The organism is Brachybacterium ginsengisoli (genome assembly GCF_002407065.1).
Lineage (GTDB): Bacteria > Actinomycetota > Actinomycetes > Actinomycetales > Dermabacteraceae > Brachybacterium > Brachybacterium ginsengisoli.
Genome location: NZ_CP023564.1, coordinates 3919317 through 3934722, shown reverse-complemented (window position 1 = coordinate 3934722; position 15406 = coordinate 3919317). Strand labels below are relative to the sequence as shown.

Here is a 15406-nt window from a genome sequence, read left to right as displayed (position 1 = left end):
CAGGCTCAGCCGCCGCCGTTGCCGCCGCCGCGGCCCTTGCCCTGGCCGACCCCGGCGTCAGCGCCTCCGGCGCCCTGCTCCTCCGTGGTCGGCTTCTCGGTGGGCTGGACGTTCTCCTCGTCCGTGGTCGGCTTCGGGGAGGGTTTCTTGGTCGGCGTGTCCGAGGGCTCCTCGGACGGCTCCTCGCTGGGCTCCTCCGACGGCTCCTCGCTCGGCTCCTCGGAGGGCTCCTCCGACGGCTCCTCGCTCGGCTCCTCGGAGGGCTCCTCCGACGGCTCCTCGCTCGGCTCCTCCGTGGGCTCCGGCTCCTGGGTGGGCTGGGGCGCCTCGGTGGTGGGCGGCGGGGGCGGCGGCGGCACGTAGCTGCGCTCGCGGGTCTCGTTGTCGAGCTCGACCTCCTCGGGGAAGTCGATCATCTCCTGGCCCTCGAGCGAGGTCGACATGATGTCGCCCCAGACGTCGGTCGGGTAGGAGCCGCCGGTCATGCTCTCCACGCCGCCGAAGGGCGTCAGGCGCTCCTCGGAGCCGTCGTCGCCGGGCTGGAACATCCCCACGGCGGTGACGAGCTGCGGGGTGAAGCCCACGAACCACGCCGAGCGGAAGCTCTCCGAGGTGCCGGTCTTGCCGGCGACGGGACGGCCGTCCATGACGCCCTGGAGGCTGCGCGCGGAGCCGATCGTCGGAGGACCCTGCAGTGCGACGGTCGCGTTGGTCGCGACGTCCTCGTCCATGGCCCGCGTCTCCTTGGACGTGTGCTCGTAGCGCGTGGAGCCGTCGGGGCGGGTCACGGTCTGGACGACGTAGGCGTCCCGGTGCACGCCGCCGGAGGCGATGGTCGCGTAGACCTCCGCCATCTCGGTGACGGTCGGCGAAGCGGAGCCGAGCACGTTCGAGGGCTCGGCGCTCAGGCCCGGCGTCTTCTCGGGCAGGCCGAGCTTGATCGCGGTGTCCCGAGTGTGCTTCGGGCCGATCTCGATGTTGGCCTCCGCATAGGCGGTGTTGATGGAGCGGGCGGTGGCCTCCTCGAGCGTCACGCGGCCGTAGCTGGAGTCGCCGAAGTTGTTGACCTCCCAGCCGCCGGGCACGTCGGGGAACTCCTTCGGGGAGTTGCCGTCCCACCGCGAGTCCAGCGGGTAGCCCTCCTCCAGGGCGGCGATCAGGGTGAAGGTCTTGAAGATCGACCCCGCCTGCATCCGCGACTGGGTGGCGTCGTTCTGGGACTGGGTGACGTAGTCCGGGCCGCCGTACATGCCGCGGATCGCCCCGGTCGAGGGATCGAGCGTCACGGTGCCCACGCGGTTGTTCTCCGGACGGTCCTCCGGAAGGTTGTCGACCGCGTCGACGGTGTTCTTCTGGATCGCGGGATCGATCGTGGAGACGATCTTCAGACCGCCGGTGTTGATCTCCTCCTCGGTGAAGCCCTGCGCCAGCAGCTCGTTGCGGATCTGCATCACCAGGTAGCCCTGGGGACCGCCGAGGGAGTTCTCGGAACGCGGCTCGACGGTCTTCGGGAAGGTGAGCGCGTCCGCCTCGGCCTCGGTCATCTGGTCCTCGGCGACCTGCCGGGTGATGACCCGGTCCCAGAGGCTCGTGGCCTTCTCCGGGTTGTTCGCCGGGTCGTAGGTCGAGGGGCTCGGGATCACGGCGACCAGCAGAGCGGCCTCCGCATCGGTGAGCTCGCTCGCGTCCTTGCCGAAGTAGGCCTGGGAGGCCTCCTGGACGCCGTAGGCGCCGCGACCGAAGTAGATGGTGTTGAGGTACCGCGAGATGATCTCGTCCTTGGAAAGCTCCTGGTCGATCTTCAGGGCCATGATCGCTTCCTTGGCCTTGCCGACGTAGGAGGTCTCGGTGCCCGTGTAGTACCGCTCGACGTACTGCATGGTGATCGTCGAGCCGCCCTGGCGGGCGCCGCCCGCGAGGTTGTTAACCACGGCGCGGACGATGCCCCGCGGAGAGACGCCGCGGTTCTCGTAGAAGGTGTTGTCCTCGCTGGCCACCACGGCGTGCTTGATGTTGTCGGGGATCTCGTCGGCCCCGAGCTCGGTGCGGTTGACCTCGCTGAACGATCCCATCTCGGTCTCGCCGTCGGAGTAGTAGACGCGCGAGGTCTGGGCCAGGGCGAAGTCCGAGGGCTCGGGCACCTCGGTGTCGTGGTACAGCCACGCCACGCCGGCGAGGCCGACGAGGACCATGAGCGCCATGGCGCCGACGATGAGCCGCAGCGAGGGGATCCAGCGCCAGGGGTTCTTCGCCCCGGCGCGCGGGTAGTTCAGGAAGTTGGTGGCGGCGGCCTTCCTGCCGCGCCCCGACGTCGCAGCGGCCACGGCGGCGCCGGCGTGGCGGGCGCGGACGGAGGTGCGGCTGGTGGGGCGCTTCGCGGAGGCGGAGCTCTTCGAGGAGGCGGCACCGGCGGCGCCGGAGCGACGGGCGGTGCGGCTGGTGCCCTTCGGGGAGGCTTCGGCTCGGGCGTTCCGGGATGCGGAGGACGTGGGCGTCGAGGCGCGACGCACGCCGGCGGCGCGGCGGGCGCCACCGGTCGTCGGGTTCTTCGATCGGCGCGATCGATCCGACGAGCCGCGGGACGAGCGTCGAGAGTCGCTCATTGCTGCTCCTGGTCCTTCGGGGGCTCGGGCTGGTGCGGGCGCGATCCGGAGGGTCCCCCGGGCGCACCCAGCCACTCAGTATGAGCATGAGAGGGCGTCCGACGGAATGACCCGGCGTCGAAGCACACAGGGTGTGCACGTCCGGTGCGGTCCCGCTCACACCCGTCCGGGCGGTCCGGGCGCCCTCCCGAGGGCGTCGCGCGCCCCGCCGTCAGCCGTCCTGACGGGCCGCCCACCAGGCGCGGAGCTCCTCGACGGCCCGCTCCTCGCCGAGGGGCCCGTGCTCCATCCGCAGCTCGAGGAGGTGCTTGTACGCCTCGCCCACGGCTCGGCCGGGCGGCATGTCCAGGACCTCCATGATCCGGTTGCCGTCCAGGTCGGGACGGATCCGGCCGATCTCCTCCTGCTCGGCGAGCGCGGCGATGCGGGTCTCGAGCTCGTCGTAGGCGCGGGCCAGGGTGCGGGCCTTGCGACGGTTCCGGGTGGTGACATCGGCCCGGGTAAGGCGGTGCAGGTGCTCGAGGAGGCCGCCCGCGTCGGTGACATAGCGGCGCACCGCGGAGTCGGTCCACGGCGAGTCGACGTACCCGTGGAAGCGCAGATGCAGCTCCACCAGGCGCGCGACCTTCTTGGTCGTGTCCTTGTCGAAGGTCAGGGCCTTCATCCGCTTCGTGGTCATCTTCGCGCCCACGGTCTCGTGGAAGCGGAAGGTGACCACCCCGCCCGCCTCGAAGCGGCGGGTCGCGGGCTTGCCGATGTCATGCATCAGCGCCGCCAGGCGCAGCACCAGATCGGGGCCCTCGCAGGGGCCGCCCGAACCGGCGGGGCTCTCGAGGTCGATCGCCTGGTCGAGCACCGTCAGGGTGTGCTCGTAGACGTCCTTGTGGTGATGGTGCTCGTCCCGCTCCAGCTGGAGCGCGGGCAGCTCCGGCAGCACGTGCGCGGCCAGCCCCAGCTCCGTGAGCAGCTCGAGCCCCCCGCGCGGATGGGCGCCGAGCATCAGCTTGACCAGCTCCTCCCGCACCCGCTCCGCGGAGACGATGGTGATGCGCTCGGCGAGCTCCTCGATCGCATCGGCCGTCGAGTCCTCGATGCGGAACCCGAGCTGGGCGACGAAGCGCACCGCACGCATCATCCGCAGGGGGTCGTCGGTGAAGGACTGCTGCGGGCCGACGGGGGTGCGCAGCAGGGTGCGGGCGATGTCCGCGAGCCCGTCGAAGGGGTCGATCAGCTCGAGGGAGGGCAGGCGCACCGCCATCGCGTTGACGGTGAAGTCGCGACGGGAGAGGTCCCCCTCGAGCGTGTCGCCGTACTCGACCTGGGGCTTGCGGCTGGTCGGGTCGTAGGACTCGGTGCGGTAGGTCGTGATCTCGACCTTCACCCCGTCCCGCACGCCGCCGAGCGTCCCGAAGTCGCGCCCCATGTCCCAGATCGCGCCGCCGGAGGTCCAGTCGCGCAGGATCGCCTCGGTCTGCTCCGGGCGGGCGGAGGTGGTGAAGTCGAGATCGGCGCTGGAGCGCCCCAGCACCGCGTCGCGCACCGGTCCGCCCACGAGGGCGAGCTCGTGCCCGGCCGCCTCGAACATCCGGCCCAGCACGTGGATCTCCTCGGGCAGCGCCTGGAACATCGAGGCCGCGCGGCGGCGGGCGGTGTCGAGCCGCTGCGCGGTGCCGGTGGTCTCGTCGACGGGATCTGTCACGGGGGGTCCTGTCCTGGGTCGGGGTGCGGGGATCGCCCATGTAGAGGTCTCGTGCACCTGCGGGCTCCCTACGGTAGCGGCCGCTTACAGTGTCACCATGCCGTCGTCCCCGCCGTCCGTGCGCCCGGTCCTCGCCGCGCTGCTGACGGCCCTGCTCCTCGCCTCATCAGTGCTGGTGAGCGGCTCGGCGACCCTGCTTCCTGCCGCGCATGCCGAGGTCGGAGGCCCCTCCGCGCAGGCGCCGGCGGCGCCGCCCTCCGCGACCGAGGACACACCGGTGAGCATGGATCTCGTCTCCCTCACCCCCACCTCCCTGGCCCCCGGAGGCACTCTCGAGGCGCAGGTCGAGGTGACCAACACCTCGTCGGAGCCCCAGTCGGCCCTCGCCCTGGAGCTGCGCACCCGCACCTCCCGGATCACGGACCGCGCCGAGCTCTCGGCCTGGGAGTCCGACACCACCGCGCAGCCCACCGGCGAGGCCATCGCCAGCTCCGCGCCCCACGACGAGCTCGCACCCGGGGAGTCCGTCCTCCTGACCGTGACGGTCGACGCCGAGGAGCTCGACTATTCGGAGGAGCCCTATTACTGGGGCACCCGACGCCTCGAGCTGACCGTCGCCTCCGAGGAGGATCCCCTGTCCACCCTGCGCACCTTCGTGGTGTGGCGCCCCGCCGAGGCGGAGGACACGATCACCCAGTCGGTGCTGCTGCCGCTCGCCGCCGAGGACGCGTCGCAGATGGTCACGGACCCCGAGGCCTTCGCCACCTCGGCCGAGTCCGGCCAGCTCGCCTCGGTGCGGGAGACCGCCCCGCAGGTCGGCGCGGACTGGTGGCTGGACCCGGCCCTGCTGGACCCGCCGGCGATGCCCGTCGCCCAGGAGGACGGCGAGGAGACGCCCGCGGGATCGGTCCCCGAGTACGGGCCCGAGCCGCGCTCCGCCGAGCTCGCCGAGGTGCTCGAGGGTGCCTCGGCGCAGCGCACCGTGCTGTCGATGCCCTACGCCGACTCGGACACCGCGAGCCTGCAGGCCGCCGGCGCCGACGATCTCGCCGGCATGATCGGCGACCGCGGGGACCAGGTCTGGAAGGACCGAGAGATCGCGCCGCGCGCCGAGGCGCTGCGCGTGGACGGGCAGAGCGCCGACGCGGACGCCCTCGAGTCGGTGCTCGAGTCCGGCGCCACCGCGGCGATCGTGCCCTCCAGCTCGCTGCGCAGCGACCCCGCCTCCTCCGTGACCCCCAGCTCCATCGGCATGTACACCTCGACCCGTCAGCCGGGGGCCCAGCTCCCGCTGCTGGCCCCGGATCCGGAGCTCTCCTCCGAGTTCTCGCAGCTCACCAGCGGGAACGACACCGAGCAGGTCCAGCAGCGGCTGCTCGCGGAGACCGCGACCGTCGCCTCGGAGTACGCCACCTCGCCGCGGCATCTGCTGATCTCCCCGTCCCCGGATGCGGTGCTCGATCCGACGGCGACGAGCTCCGCGATGGACGCGCTGCAGGAGGCCCCCTGGATCGAGGCCGGGAGCACGAGCGAGCTGCTCGACGCCGCCGAGCACCAGGACTGGACCACGGACCCGCTCGCCGGAGGCGATGCGCTGTACGCCCTCGGGGAGGTCGACGGCGATGCCGTGGTGCCCAGCGGTCCCTCCGCGACCGGTCGCTGGCAGCACCTGGAGTCCGCCGAGGCTCCGGCGCCGCTGCCGGAGGACGCGCTCCTCGAGCTCGAGGCCGCCTCCGCACAGGTGGACACGCTCGCCGCCGCGATGGAGGACGACTCCCCGCTGGACGCCCCGCGCCGCGAGATCATCGCGGGCACCTCGGCGCGATGGCGCGGCGAGCCCGGGGTCCCGGCGGAGCGCGCACAGGAGGCCACCGAGCTCGCCACGGCTCTGCAGAACCGCATCGAGGTGGTCCCCGCCTCCGGCTACAACGTCATCTCCGACGCGGTGAGCGTCCCGATCACGATCAGCAACCGCCTCGACACCCCCATCACGGTGCGCATCGCCGTCACCTCCGACAAGCCTCTGGTGCAGGTCGGTGAGCCGAAGGTGGTGACCGTCCCCGCCCGGGGGAAGATCGACGCGCCCATCGACGTCGAGGCGATCGCGAACGGGACCGTCACCCTGACCACCGTGGTGACCACGGAGGACGGCCGCGCCCTGACCGCCCCGGCGGACGTGCCCCTGACCGTGAACCCGTCGTGGGAGAACTGGACCACCCTGGTGATCGTCATCGCGATGGGCCTGCTGGTCATCGTGGGTGTGGCCAGGGCCCGGAGGACGGGCTCCTCCACACGGGCCCCGGCGGTCGTCGCCCCCGAGGACCCCGAGGAGCTCGCCCGCTCCGGGCGCTCCACCCCGGATCGTTCCCCTGATCCCGACACAGACATTCATCCCGCATCACCCGAGGAGGACCGCTCGTGAGCACAGCTCGCCGGGTCCATCACATCCCCCGCCACCGTCGCCACGGCGTGCCCTCGAGCACCTCCACCCTCCTCCGGGCCAGCGTGGTGATGGCCTCGGGGTCGATGGTCTCGAGGGCGCTCGGCTTCGTGCGGAACTACCTGTTCGGCGTGATCCTGGGCGGCTCGATGTCCGCCGCGGCCAACGCCTTCAGCGCGGCGAACACGCTGCCGAACACCATCTGGCTGCTGGTGGGCGGCGGCACCCTGAACGCGATCCTGGTGCCCGCGATCGTCCGTGCCGTGAAGCGGCAGGACCGGGGCAGCGACTACCTCTCGCGACTGATGACGCTGGTCGCAGCCGTCTCGCTGGGGATCACCGCGATCTGCATGGTGGCGGTGCCGCTGCTGCTGACCCTCACCAGCGGTCTGCTGCCCCCGGCGACGTACGCGCTCGCGGTGCAGCTGGGCTACTGGATGATGCCGCAGATCTTCTTCTCGGCGCTGTACGTGATGTGCGGTCAGCTGCTGAACGCGCATGACAACTTCGGTCCGTACCAGTGGGCGCCGGTGTTCAACAACCTGGTGGGCATCCTCGGCGCCGCCCTGTTCCTGGGGATGTGGGGACGCGTCGGAGACCCCAGCCAGTGGACGATGCCGATGATCGTGGCGATGGCCGTGATCAACGTGGGCGCCTCCGCGGCCCAGGTGCTGTTCCTGTTCTGGTACGTCAAGAAGCTGGACCTGCGGCTGCGGCCGAAGTGGGGCCTGCGCGGCCTGGGCCTCGGCAAGCTCAGCAGGATCGGCCTGTGGACGCTGGCGATGCTGGGGCTCGGCCAGCTCGGCATCTGGGCGTCGCGCTGGGCCACCGGCGGCGCCGTGCAGAGGACGGAGCAGTACCAGGACCAGCCCGATCTGGCCGCCCGCTACCCGGCTCTGCTCACCATGGAGTGGGCCTACCTCGCCTTCATGATCCCGCAGGGGATCATCGCGGTCACGCTGGTCACCGCCGCGTTCCCGTCGATCTCGCGCAGCGCGGCCGACGACGACCACGCCGGCGCCCTGGCCCGCTACGACGAGACGAACCGGCTGCTGGCCGTCCCGATGATGCTGTGCACCGCGGTCTTCGTCGCGCTGTCGGGACCGATCATGTGGGTGATCGGCGGCGGCACCGGCGAGGTCGGTGCACGGGCCAACGGCACCGTGCTGGTCGCCTACATGCTGGGCCTGGTGCCCTTCGCCTCCCTGTACCTGATCAAGCGCGTGTTCTACGCGTACGAGGACGCCCGGACCCCGTTCGTCTCGCAGATCCCGATCGCGGTGCTGTCGCTGCTGGCGGTGCCGCTGATCCTGACCGTGGTCGATCCGATGTACGCGGCGATGTCGGCTGCCGGGGTGATGAGCCTCGGCAACCTGGTGGCCTGGCTGCTGGGGGTCTGGCAGCTGCGCCGCCACGCGCACCGTCACGGCGCCCAGCCCCCGAGCACCGCCGCCGGGCTCTCGCTGTTCGCCCGACTGGTCGCGTCCGCCCTGGTCAGCTGGGCTCTGGGGAGCGGGATGGTGCTGCTGGCGGGTGACCTCCTGTGGACCCACCGCCTGGTGGCGGTGCTCATCGGCGCGGTCATCGCCGTGGTGATGACCGTGGCCTTCACGGCGATCGCGTACGTGCTGCGGGTGCCGGAGGTGCGGCGCCTGGTGGGGGTGGCGCGACGGAGGCTGCGGCCGCTCACCCGCCGATTCCGGGGGGCGACCTCGTAGCATGGTCGATGCACAGGACGGGGAATCTCCCGCCGGACGACGAGAAGGACGGTCCGTGAACACGAACCCACAACCGGATGCCCTGCGCTCCCGGTGGACGCTGGAGGGGCGCATCCCCCTGTCCGGCGTCGCCGACGGGGCTGTGTGGCATCGTGCGCGCTCCGTCGCGACCGGCGAGAGCGTGGTCCTGTTCATCGTGCGGGGGGAGGCCGCGCTGGAGGCAGCCGACGCCGTGCGCCGTGCGTATCTCGTCGAGGATCCCCGTCTGCTCGCGGTCAACGACATCGTCGTGCTCGACGACCCGCGCGAGGACGACGCCGAGGCGCCGACCTCTCCAGACGGTCCGACGACCGTCGTCGAGTACGCGCTGCCGCCTGCGCCGCCGCTCGCCGCCCTCCTGTCCGGGGGACCGCTGCATCCCGAGACCGCTCGCGCGATCGTCGGCGAGGCCGCGACCGGACTGGAGGTCGCCCGCCGGCGCGGTGTGCGCCACCAGTTCATCGACTCCAACCGCGTCTTCGTCGACACCCGCTCCGGCGCGGTGGTCGTGCTCGGCGTCGGCGTCGAGGCGGCCGCGCATCTCGGGCTGGACCGCTCCCGCGAGGCGGCGTCCTTCCAGGACACCGCCGCCCTGGTCGCCCTGCTGTACCGCGCGCTGACCGGCCGCAGTCCGCGTCACAACGCCTCCGGCGACGTCCCGCGCCCGTCCACGATCACCGACACCGCGATCCCCGAGGACCTGGATCTGCTGTGCGACCTGGTGCTCAACGAGTCGGCCGACGAGATCCCGGAGACGACGCGCGAGCTCATCGAGGTGCTCCAGCCCTGGCAGTCGATCCCGGTGACCATCGAGGCGTACTCGCGCGGATCGCAGGCGCGCCAGGATGCTCCCGTCGAGGACGTCTCCGACGACGAGCTGGAGAGCACGGCGCTGATGGCGGCTGTGCCGGCGGGGGACGAGCCGTCCGACCACGACGAAGCGCCCACCGGTGAGGCCGTTCCCGCAGAGGATTCCGCCCCCGCTGACGGGTCTGTTCCTGCCGATGCATCCACTCCCGCCGCCGCGGCCGCGGTGGGCACCGTGGGGGCTGCCGGGGCCGTCGGAGCTGCGGCGATGACCGCTTCCGCCGTCGATCGGGCCGATGAGGACGAGCACCCCGCGGCCGAGGCCGACGCCGACGCCGACGGTGAGCCCCAGGGTCCTGACGCCGAGGCGGAGCGCGCTGCGGCCGCCGACCGTGAAGCGGCTGCGGCCGCCGACGCCGAGAAGGCTCAGCAGTCCTCGACCGAGGCGAAGGCGCTGGTCGAGGATCTGCACCTCGATCAGAAGCGGAGCACCAGTCCCTTCCCGGGGCATCTGGCGATGGCCCCTGGTTCGTCGGCACCGGCGGCGTCGTCGGAGACCGCCGAGGAGGCACCCGCGGGCCCGGGGGCGGGCGCCCTCGCCGGGGGCGCGGCCGCCGGAGCAGCGGTCGCCGGCGCCGCCGCGGCCCTTCCGGCGCGCACCTCCGGCACGCACTGGCCGCTCGCGGATTCCGAGGGCGATCCCTCTGCGCTGGCACCCGGCACCGCGGGATCTCCGGAGCCGGTGCGGCGGGATGGGAACGGTCCGTCGGCCGCGACCCCCGATCACTCCGCGCCGACCCCCTCGGCGCCGGTCACGCACAGCGCCGATGCGGCGCCCACGGCCCCGGTCGCCGTCTCGGGACGCTCGACCCCGGTGGCTCCGGTCCGCGAGGATGGTCCGATCGTCGTCCAGGGACGCGATCGCTCGGTGCTCCGGGACCGGCCCGAGGAGGGACCCGCGCCCTTCGCCCGCAGCTCGCTGCTGAGGGACGTCGTCGGCGTCGCGGTGGACAAGGACGCCCCGGAGACCTTCACGATGGGCCCGCGGGACAGCGAGAAGCGCTCGCTGCAGTCGCAGTGGATCATCATCGGCGGCGCTCTGGCCGTGATGATCGCACTGGTCATCGCGCTGACCACGATCACCAGCGATATCCGCGACATCCTCAAGGACCCGCTGGCCACCTCCGAGGCGTCGGCCTCGCCCACCCCCACCGAGGAGGACACGGGCGAGGCTCCGGTGGAACCCACCGCGGAGGACACCGAGGAGGCTCTGCCTGCCCCGAAGATCGAGAGCGTGGAGCTCTCGTCGCTGCCCGGGGGCACCGAGCCCGATCACACCGATCAGCAGGATCGGCTCACCGACGGGGATCCCAGCACGTTCTGGTCCACCCAGCACTACGCGAGCCCGGACTACGGCGGTCTGAAGGAGGGCGTGGGCATGCGCGTGCAGTTCGCCGAGCCCTCGACCTTCACGGCGCTGACGCTCACCACGGCCCGCAACAACGGGGGCCTCGTGCAGCTGCGCGCGGTCACCGAGGACGGCTCCCCCGGGGACGTGCTCGCCTCCGGCGAGTTCGTCGGCGACGGCGAGGTGCGCCTCGAGGCCCCGAAGCCGATCGAGACCGACAAGGTCATGGTGTGGGTGCCGGAGCTGCCACCGGACAGCGGCCAGGAGGGCCGGTTCCGCGCACGGATCGCGGAGATCACGGTCGAATGAGCCCCCGGTCGCAGGAGCGCCCGTCCTCGCCGCCGAAGGACGGGCGCCGGGCGCGCTTCAGGACCGTGCTGGGCATCCCGGTCCCGCTGGTGCTGCTCGCACTCGTCGCCTCCGCCCTGATGGGAGTGCAGCTGGCGGACGCGCTCGAGCAGACCACCGACAACGCCTCCAGCACCGGAGTGACATCCGTCGACTCCCGCACCGGGATCGGGAAGATTTCCGCGGGCGCGCCCGTTGTCACTGAGACGACCCTCGGCACCGAGGTGCAGCGCCTGATCGACTCCGGCACGATCCAGCCGATGACGAGCTTCGACGCGGCGACGTGCCTGCGCGAGCTGGGGGTCTCGGATTCGATCCTGATCCTGGAGGAGGTTGCGTGGGGAGGCGATCAGACGCAGGGCTGGCTGCTCGTGCACGGCCCGCTGGACCGCGACACGTTGCGGGCCAACGGCGGCATCGTCTCGGCCACGGTGGTGCTGCCCAGCTGCGGGACCACCGACGACGACATCACCCCGGCCCAGAACAAGCTCTGGTCCGGAGACGTGAGGATCGGCTCGCTCTGACCTCGCCCCACCCCCGGGTCGCCCTCGGCGACCTGCTCCATACTTAAGGACGGTCCTCCCGCTGACCGCCCGACCACTGAACGGAAGGACATCCACCATGTCGCAGCCCATCCAGGCCCTCAACATCCTCGGAGGCACCACCCCGGCGGTCCAGCCGGCCGTGGTCGACGCCGCCGCACAGGACGACACGGTCCACGAGGTCGTCATCGTCGGCTCGGGCCCGGCCGGCTACACCGCCGCGATCTACACGGCGCGCGCCGAGATGAAGCCGATCGTCATCGCGGGCGCCCTCGACGCCGGCGGTGCACTGATGACCACCACCGACGTGGAGAACTTCCCGGGCTTCCCGGAGGGGATCCAGGGGCCCGAGCTGATGACGAACCTGCAGGAGCAGGCCGAGCGCTTCGGCGCCGAGGTCATCTACGAGGACGCCGTGGACCTCCAGCTCGAGGGCGAGATCAAGCGCGTCACCCTCGACGACGGCACCGTCTACCAGGCGAAGGCCCTGATCATCACCACGGGCTCCGCGTACCGCAAGCTGGGCATCGACGGCGAGGACACGCTGTCGGGCAAGGGCGTGAGCTGGTGCGCCACCTGCGACGGCTTCTTCTTCAAGGACCAGGAGATCGTGGTGGTCGGCGGCGGCGACAGCGCCGTCGAGGAGGCCACCTTCCTGACCCGCTTCGGCAAGTCCGTCACGCTAGTGCACCGTCGTGACGAGCTGCGCGCCTCGAAGATCATGGCGCGCCGTGCCGAGGCCGACCCGAAGCTCTCCTTCGCCTGGAACAGCGAGCTGGTCAGCATCAACGGCGCCGACAAGGTCGAGTCCGTGACCCTGCGCGACACCGTCACCGGGCAGGAGCGGGTCATGCCCACCAACGCCGTCTTCGAGGCGATCGGGCACATCCCGCGCACCGACCTCCTCCGCGGAAAGCTCGAGCTGGACGACGAGGGCTACATCGTCTGCACCGGCCGCACCACCAACACCTCCGTCCCCGGCGTCTTCGCCGCCGGCGACGTCGTGGACCACACCTACCGCCAGGCCATCACCGCCGCGGGCACCGGCTGCCAGGCCGCCCTGGACGCCGAGCGCTGGCTCGCCGACAAGGCGGCCGGCATCGACACCGACGAGGCTCTGGCGGACATCGCGGCCCGGTGACCCGGGAACCGGCACCGACGGGAGCCCCCCGGGGGAGCGGAGAGCACCCGGGAGCTCCCGTGGTGGTCGTGGTGAGCGCACCGTGGGCGGGCCCGTCGAGGCCCGCCCCGACGGTTCTGCGCGAACTCGCCCGCCGCTGGGGCGGGGCCATGCAGGTCCTCATCGTCGAGGACCCGTCCGACGCCGTTCTGGACGCCTGGTCGATCGAGGTGCTCCCCACCTGGCTGCGCTTCGTCCCGGCGCCTTCCGAGCCGTCTGAGGGCGCGGCGGACGCCATCCTGCCCATCAGGCTCGACGAGCTGACCGGCCATTCGCCCGACGGTGAGCTCACGACGCTCCTCGGTCCGTGGAGCCTCGTGCATCGGCGCACGGGGGCGCAGCCCAAGCACATCGTCGAAGCGGAGTTCGGGCCGGAGTCGCCTGCAGGCTGATCACGCCGGCCGCTGTGGGTGTTCACGACCGCGAGGGGTTCAGCCGACCCTGTCAATCCATCCAGTACCGAGTGCTCTGACGTGCGGCGATCCGTCTGTCCACACAGTTATCCACAACGGTGTACACAGCGTTCCACGGTCCCGTCCACAGGTCTGTCCACAGTTGACTGTGGATGGGTGCGGTCGGTGCACAGTGAGATCTGACCCTCACACAGCCCTCTGACCTGCAGTGATGGTGGGTACCTGCAGGTGGCGACGATCTGCGCGAGGGAGTCGGATGCCTCGCGGCCACTTTCAGAACACCTTTCATACAGGTGTCTATCCCTGGTTATCCACATTCTTTCCCACACTGTGCACTTGTGCATTGCGCACGGAGAATGACAAGGCGTGTGATCGCTGTCCGGCAGCGTCGCGCTCCGTGCGGGCGCTGATTCCACGTCTTCGCACGACGAGTATCGAGGCGCCGCCCACGCCATGGGATCGTCGCAAGGCGCTGGAACTCTCACCGCGGAGAGTGGGGCTGAGCAGATGATGGTTCCCCGTGAAACCTGTGCTGATGCGATTTCTGTCGCGCGGGTGTCAGAGGACGGAAGTGGGTGAGTCCCTCTCATGCGCTGCTCGAGATGGAGGACGAGACGTGCTGTCCGTTCTCCGATCGCCGGCACTCGTTGTGGTTTCCTGTGAAACGCCGGCGGGAGCGCAGATGAATCCTCAGTGACACTTCAGGTCATCGGGGTGATCGCTGGCAGCTCGTCATGGAACTGCGTGTCCAGCTCGTCGGATCATCTCTCTTCACACCCGCCGCGGGGCAGTGTTCGTGCTACGTCCGGGGAGCAACCCCCGTCGCAGCAGCAGTTTCCCGTGAAACGTCACGGCCCGCTCACCGGTACGTCACGCCATCCTCCGCAACTGCGACACTGCCGCGCGGGTGAAGGTTTCCCGTGAAACGCTGCTTCCAGTTCATACTGCACGACAGTCGAGGCAGGAGCTCAGCGTGCCCAAGTCCAATGCTCCGCAGAGAGCACCCTCGCCCGAAGCCATCAGCCCCGGGGAGTGGCTGCATTGCACACTCGGGTACGGTCAGCCAGCCCTAAACTGTAGGGGTTGACGCCTAGCCGACGTTGCGGGCGTGAGCATGCGCTTCGCCAAGTCGGCTCTAGCCGAAGTTTCCCGTGAAACGCAGGTTGCGCAACCCTGTTGCTGACGTTAGCGAAGGCTCCAGAGAGCGCTCTAGGAGCACCGAGACTTCTCGCTGCGACCGGGAAGGGCTGTTCCCCGGCCATGGAGACTCACCGATACACGCTCCCCTCGGGAGACGAGGGCAGGGCTCAACTTTCGTTGAGTAGATGAGCTGCGCGTCGATGACGAGTTTCACGGGAAACATCAGTTGCGCGCAGTCCCGTTCAAACGACCTTCGTCCAATCCAGTGAGCTGTATGGACTCGAAGCAGCTCGTACGGTCCCGCGCCTGTCGGGTTTCACGGGAAACATCGAACCCACACTCCCCTTGTGGACTCAGCTGATCCATCAGTACCAACGGAACCGCGACATTCTCCGCGACAGGACAGGGAATCAAGATACGAGCACATCGCACGGCGCCTTGTTTCACGTGGAACGGGATGCGGCCAATGACACCGCACGGGACGGGAGACATGTCCTCACTGCTGCGGCAGATGTCAGCGTCGAGGCGATAGCTGCCCTGCGACGCGTTTCCCGTGAAACCTCACGTCCGACGTCGACCGCTGTGGGCTCGAGCATCGCCCTCCGTGGCGGTTCGGAACTCCGCTCAACGTTATAAGCAAGAGTCTCATCGACTCATGCCGTTGGCCATCAAGCGTGATCTGCGCCAGCCGCCGAGCTCCCATGTTTCACGTGAATCCCACAACTCTGCGGGCATTGTGCTGGATGCGGGAGCTGTGGGTCATGCATTCAGCACGTCAGCGTGGGTGGGTTTCACGTGAAGCACACGATGGCCGCGTCTAGTCACCGCTCGCTGTCGCAGTCATCGACGTTTCACGGGGAACTACGCCGGCACTGGGACCCCGATAGCTGGGCAGGGCTCTAGTCAGTTCAACCCAAAGGTGCACGTCAACAGCTTCCCCAAGCACGCCACTGGCCGGGCAAGGTCGAGATTGGACTCCTCGTCCAGCACACCCGTGGTCATCGGGGAGACGTGCGGGCATCCCTGGCCTCTTGTCTGCGGAGGAACCCCCGCTATGAACGGTGTTCCA

The 15406-nt window shown here is 70.4% G+C and carries 8 protein-coding genes; 6 read left to right on the top strand and 2 right to left on the bottom strand.

What is annotated here, in order from left to right; all coding sequences use genetic code 11:
• Positions 1-5 precede the first annotated feature (5 nt).
• Both CFK41_RS17555 and CFK41_RS17550 read right to left on the bottom strand, forming a co-directional pair.
• Positions 6-2603 carry a transglycosylase domain-containing protein gene (locus CFK41_RS17555; protein WP_096800845.1) on the bottom strand — a complete coding sequence of 866 codons (2598 nt, stop codon included), beginning with the start codon at positions 2601-2603 and terminating at the stop codon, positions 6-8.
• 211 nt (positions 2604-2814) lie between these two features.
• Positions 2815-4302 (bottom strand): CCA tRNA nucleotidyltransferase, encoded by a 1488-nt coding sequence (locus CFK41_RS17550; RefSeq protein WP_151904801.1) that lies wholly within the window; start codon positions 4300-4302, stop codon positions 2815-2817.
• A gap of 97 nt (positions 4303-4399) precedes the next feature.
• On the opposite strand from CFK41_RS17550, the gene CFK41_RS17545 reads away from it, so the two are divergent.
• The 6 genes from CFK41_RS17545 to CFK41_RS17520 all read left to right on the top strand — a co-directional run bounded on the left by CFK41_RS17545 (position 4400) and on the right by CFK41_RS17520 (position 13176).
• A complete protein-coding gene (locus tag CFK41_RS17545; RefSeq protein ID WP_227873137.1) occupies positions 4400-6724 on the top strand; it encodes a DUF6049 family protein in 2325 nt (774 codons plus the stop codon).
• Positions 6721-8460, top strand: coding sequence for a murein biosynthesis integral membrane protein MurJ (murJ, locus tag CFK41_RS17540; protein WP_096800844.1), 1740 nt, complete (start codon positions 6721-6723; stop codon positions 8458-8460). The genes CFK41_RS17545 and murJ overlap by 4 nt, the downstream gene beginning before the upstream one ends.
• Positions 8461-8515: 55 nt before the next feature.
• On the top strand, positions 8516-11023 hold the full coding sequence (locus CFK41_RS17535; protein WP_096800843.1) for a protein kinase family protein: 2508 nt from the start codon (positions 8516-8518) through the stop codon (positions 11021-11023).
• Entirely contained in the window at positions 11020-11586 is a 567-nt protein-coding gene (locus CFK41_RS17530; protein WP_096800842.1) for a hypothetical protein, read from the top strand. The genes CFK41_RS17535 and CFK41_RS17530 overlap by 4 nt, the downstream gene beginning before the upstream one ends.
• Before the next feature lie 97 nt (positions 11587-11683).
• The gene (gene trxB / locus CFK41_RS17525) at positions 11684-12745 is read left to right on the top strand and encodes a thioredoxin-disulfide reductase (RefSeq protein ID WP_096800841.1); all 1062 of its coding nucleotides are present in this window, start codon (positions 11684-11686) and stop codon (positions 12743-12745) included.
• A 71-nt stretch (positions 12746-12816) separates the two neighbouring features.
• Positions 12817-13176, top strand: a complete 360-nt coding sequence (locus tag CFK41_RS17520) for a hypothetical protein (RefSeq protein WP_151904800.1) — start codon at positions 12817-12819, stop codon at positions 13174-13176.
• Positions 13177-15406 lie beyond the last annotated feature (2230 nt).